Source organism: Fusibacter tunisiensis, assembly GCF_016908355.1.
GTDB lineage: Bacteria > Bacillota > Clostridia > Peptostreptococcales > Acidaminobacteraceae > Fusibacter_D > Fusibacter_D tunisiensis.
The window spans coordinates 1-4,459 of sequence record NZ_JAFBDT010000050.1; the positions used below are offsets into that span (position 1 = coordinate 1).

At 36.8% G+C, this 4,459-nt stretch carries 4 protein-coding genes; 3 read left to right on the top strand and 1 reads right to left on the bottom strand.

Translation table 11 applies throughout. The features are described 5' to 3' along the window. Nucleotides 1-95: 95 nt before the first annotated feature. On the bottom strand, nucleotides 96-1,655 hold the full coding sequence (locus JOC49_RS12850; protein WP_204665440.1) for a tetratricopeptide repeat-containing diguanylate cyclase: 1,560 nt from the start codon (nucleotides 1,653-1,655) through the stop codon (nucleotides 96-98). Between the two features lie 166 nt (nucleotides 1,656-1,821). Here JOC49_RS12850 and JOC49_RS12855 point away from each other — a divergent pair, with 166 nt between their 5' ends. The 3 genes from JOC49_RS12855 (at nucleotide 1,822) to JOC49_RS12865 (ending at nucleotide 4,122) form a co-directional block, all read left to right on the top strand. Then, nucleotides 1,822-2,478, top strand: a complete 657-nt coding sequence (locus JOC49_RS12855) for a GntR family transcriptional regulator (RefSeq protein WP_204665441.1) — start codon at nucleotides 1,822-1,824, stop codon at nucleotides 2,476-2,478. A 20-nt stretch (nucleotides 2,479-2,498) separates the two neighbouring features. Continuing rightward, on the top strand, nucleotides 2,499-3,014 hold the full coding sequence (locus JOC49_RS12860; RefSeq protein ID WP_204665442.1) for a transcription repressor NadR: 516 nt from the start codon (nucleotides 2,499-2,501) through the stop codon (nucleotides 3,012-3,014). 82 nt (nucleotides 3,015-3,096) lie between these two features. Then, on the top strand, nucleotides 3,097-4,122 hold the full coding sequence (locus tag JOC49_RS12865; protein WP_204665443.1) for a PTS transporter subunit IIC: 1,026 nt from the start codon (nucleotides 3,097-3,099) through the stop codon (nucleotides 4,120-4,122). The last annotated feature ends 337 nt before the right edge of the window (nucleotides 4,123-4,459 follow it).

A 4,459-nucleotide genomic window follows, 5' to 3' on the forward strand; every position in this document is an offset into this window, starting at 1 on the left:
ATGGTACTTGGCGGGTAGCTGCCTGGGAGAGTAGAACGTTGCCGGTTTGAGACTATAAGTAAAGCCTAATCGATTTTCGATTAGGCTTTTTTTATTTATTGGTCAACATGCGCAACCTTGTTTTTGCCAGAGTTTTTAGCGACGTATAAAAGTTTGTCTGCTACTTTGAAGGCATCGTCAAATTCATGCGTTTTATTACGGATGATTCCAATACTTACCGTAACTGGAATAAAGATATCATCTGAGGACCACTGATGGGTTTCTATCGTTTCGCGTATATTTTCTGCAAGCTCTACAGGATCAGAGGGGTGGGAATTTTCGATTACTAAAATAAATTCTTCACCACCATAACGGCCTGCATATCCAAAACCGTCAAGTGCCTTTGAGATGATAGAAGCAATCTCTTTTATGACCCAATCTCCAGTTGCATGACCATAGACATCATTAATCATTTTAAAGTCATCTATATCGACAACGCCCAAGGCTTTAATTTGATGTGTATCGTTTTCAAACATTTCTATAACGGCAGTACGGTTGTACAAACCCGTTAGTCCGTCTGTAATAGATTTGATTTGTACTTCTTGTGTGAGTCTCTTAATTTTAAAATACTCTTTGATGATAATTAGAGTTCCAACACTTATTATTCCTAAAAACACCCCAATTGCAGTTATTATATTGGCTTGTCTTTCAGAAGTTTCACGGAGATCTCGTGTTTCAAGTGATCGAAGTGTTTCATTAAGATATTCAACTCGATTTACATCTTCTTTTACATTATAGTCATAAGCGTCTTCCAGAGTAAGTTTAGCGGCATTTTCAAAGTCTCCTAGAGTATAATAGGTATAGGCTAAATCAAAATTTAAATAGGCCGTTATATCAGTTGATAAAATACCAAAATCCGATGATTCCAATAATTCAGCAGCCTCTTCCAATAAAGGCAGAGCTTGATCTTGATAGCCCTTTGAATTTAAATATATGGCGGCATCCCAAAGTGTATTAAGACGCATAGGCCAATTCTCATGCTGATACGTTGAAACAATAGTATTGATGTTTTCAATAGAGACATCTATGAAGTCAATTAAAAATGCGTTATAAGAAATAAATTCGGCATAGAGAGTCCAATCTGAAATGATTTTAGAGTCATCAAAACCAGATTTGGCAGCTTCTAGATGTGCAAGGGCCGGCTCGTAATTTTCATAGGAATATTCAATTAGGCCAAGGCCGTAGTGTGATAGACTATTTCCTAACTCAATGCCGTATTTTTCCGATAAGTCCTTACATTGATTGAAGTATGAGCTGGCCTTTTCATCATCATATAAATGATAATAAACCATTCCTAAATAATAAGTGCCTAGGATTTCACCGACCGGTTCACGCGCCAATAGGCTTTCTTCGTAGAGTGTCATTGCATGACCAAGCATCAAACTTGTATCCCCTACATAGCTTTCTATTTCAAGAATAGCGCTTAATGTTTTTAAGGACCCGTTTTCCTTATAATCTTCTAAAAGGAAAGCATACCCTTCTCCCCATTTCCCAGATTCTGTCAAATTCAATACAGTAGGCTTTAGCGTGTTAAAGTCTGCATAAGAAGGATTTGAATTTAAAGCTAGACTTGTTAAAAGAAGTGTTAGGACAATAAAAAAATATTTTTGTTTCAAGACGATTCTCCTTAATAAAATAGGGCTAAATAACCATATCTTATTCTACTCTTATTCCTATAAAATGTTAAGTAAAAACCGAAAAAAGATTTGATAAACACGTGATTTGTTGACACTAATTTCAAATCTGATAGAATATAGGGGAATATGAAACTGCGGAGGCAATATGGACTTGTTTGACCAAAAAAAGGAAAATAAATCTTTAACATCCTTGATATTTGATAAAATTCGTGAAGACATTTTAAATGGACGTTATGTGACAGGAGACAAGCTTGTAGAAATCAAGCTTGCAGATGAATTAGGCGTCAGTCGGACACCTGTTCGGGAAGCTTTGAAACAATTGGAACTGGATGGTTTAGTTGAAAATATTCCCAACAGAGGCGTTGTCGTTAAAGGCATTAGCCAAGATGATATTGAGGATATTCTTATGATTAGGCTCTGTATTGAAGGGCTGGTTGGTCAATGGGCTTCTGAAAGAATTTCAGACGAAGAAATTTCAGAACTTGAGGAAATTTATGACTTAATGGAATTCTATACTAAAAAAAATGATGTTGATCGAATTTTCGAACTTAACACAAAGTTTCATGAAACCCTTTATAAAGCGACTAAAAGTCGGTATTTAGAAGGTGTATTAAATGATTTTCAACTTTTCATAAAATCTTCAAGAAATAATTCATTGAAAATGGAAGGCAGATTGGAAGTTGCCCTTGAAGAACATCATAGAATATTGGAAGCCATTAAGATTCATGATAGTAGCGCAACTAAAGAAGCATTAATTGCACATATATCAGTATCAAATGCCAATATAAAATCACTTGTATAGATGTTGCATGGAGGTTTAAAATGGTGTCTGAAGAAAGACGTCAAAAAATATTGGCTGTTTTGAACGCCAATGAAAAACCCATAACAGGAACTGAATTGGCAGATCTTTTTAGTGTCTCGAGACAGGTAATTGTACAAGACATTGCCATTATCAGAGCTTCTGGAGTTTCTATACTAGCGACTTCAAATGGGTATATGACACCTAAAAATGTCAGTTCAAAAAAACTTATTAAAACATTTGTATCCCAGCACAAAGGAATTGAACGGCTCAGAGAAGAATTGTTGATTATTGTAGAATATGGTGGTAAAATCATAGATGTGATTGTTGAACATCCGATTTATGGAGAAATTGTAGGATCGCTTCATATTTCAACTGTTGAAGATGTTGAACAATTCGTTGAAAAAGTCCAAAATGTTGGTGCAAGTCCTTTGTCGGTTTTAACACAAGGTGCTCATATTCATACAATAGAAGTGCCAAGTGAAAAGTTATTCAATCTAATTTTAACCGAATTGAAAGCAAAAGGATTTATCTTATAAATTTGAGAGGGTATTATACCCTCTTTAAAAAGGCTTGTAGTGACAAGACAGATGACAATTCAATAAGAGTGAGGGAAGGTATATGAAGATTAGACAGTACTTGACAAAAACATTAAATGGGATGGCTCTTGGCCTTTTTGCTTCTTTAATTATTGGCTTGATATTGAAGCAGATTGGTGACTTAACAGGAATCGAAGTTATGGTAACATTTGGAGGCGTTGCACAAGTATTGATGGGTCCAGCTATTGGTGCAGCTGTGGCTTATAGTGTAGGGGCATCGCCACTTGGGATTTTTGCAGCTTTGGTTGCGGGTGCTATTGGTGCCGGAAGTGTTAAAATATCTGAAGCAGGCCAAATGGTTATTGGGATTGGTGAACCAATGGGTGCCTTTATTGCAGCCCTTGCAGCAGCAGAATTTTCTAAATTGATTTCAGGCAAAACAAAGGTGGATATTGTTTTAGTACCTGCCTTGACCATTCTTGTGGGAGGGCTTGTTGGCCTGACTTTAAGTCCTGTTATCGCTAGTTTTATGAAAGCACTTGGTGCAGTAATCAATACAGCAACAGAACTTCAACCCATTCCAATGGGAATCGTTATTGCAATTATTATGGGAATGGTTTTGACGCTTCCAATTAGCAGTGCGGCGCTTGCAATTTCTCTTGGATTATCGGGGATTGCTGCTGGGGCTTCCCTTGTAGGTTGCGCCTGTCAAATGATTGGATTTGCAACAATCGGTTACAGGGAAAATGGTTTCGGAGGCGCACTTGCACAGGGCCTTGGGACGTCTATGCTACAAGTTCCCAATATAATAAGAAACCCTAAGATATGGATTCCGCCTATTGTAGCCAGTGGAATTTTAGGACCAATTAGTACAACTTTATTAAAAATGGAAAGTAATAGTATTGGTGCTGGAATGGGGACAAGTGGTTTGGTCGGTCAATTTGGCGCTTATGCTGCTATGGGAGACCAAATGTCAATTGCAAAATTTTTGATATTGATTTTAGGGATGCATTTTATTTTGCCCGCTTTGATTTCTCTTGGTGTTAGTGAGTGGATGCGTAAGAAAAATTACATTAAGAAAGATGATTTAAGATTGCCACAGGCATAATAAAATTAAGCGCCCCCAAAATAAGCGTATGTAAACGTCTATTTTGGGGGTTTTTGTTTAAATCCTTTGCAGGGTTCGCCTGAAGATTGCTTGACAACTTCAGATGGCATGCGTTTAGATTTGAAACCGAATAGTCTACAACCCATTGGGTTAACAGGATCCCAGGTTATATAATAGTAAATACAGTTTCTGCAATTAATTTGGTTTGTAGTCATGTTTGCTCACCCCTTTGATATGGATATTACCTAGATTCTACGTGCAATCTACTCATATAACCCTTTAAGCAAGTATTTATAATCGTTAAGCCAAAACCATTCTTTCACCCAATGGGTGAAAG

Bases quoted from the DNA above. Each gene is read 5' to 3' on its own strand.
- JOC49_RS12855 (WP_204665441.1), top strand. From the start codon at position 1,822: ATGGACTTGTTTGACCAAAAAAAGGAAAATAAATCTTTAACATCCTTG.
- JOC49_RS12860 (WP_204665442.1), top strand. From the start codon at position 2,499: ATGGTGTCTGAAGAAAGACGTCAAAAAATATTGGCTGTTTTGAACGCC.
- JOC49_RS12865 (WP_204665443.1), top strand. From the start codon at position 3,097: ATGAAGATTAGACAGTACTTGACAAAAACATTAAATGGGATGGCTCTT.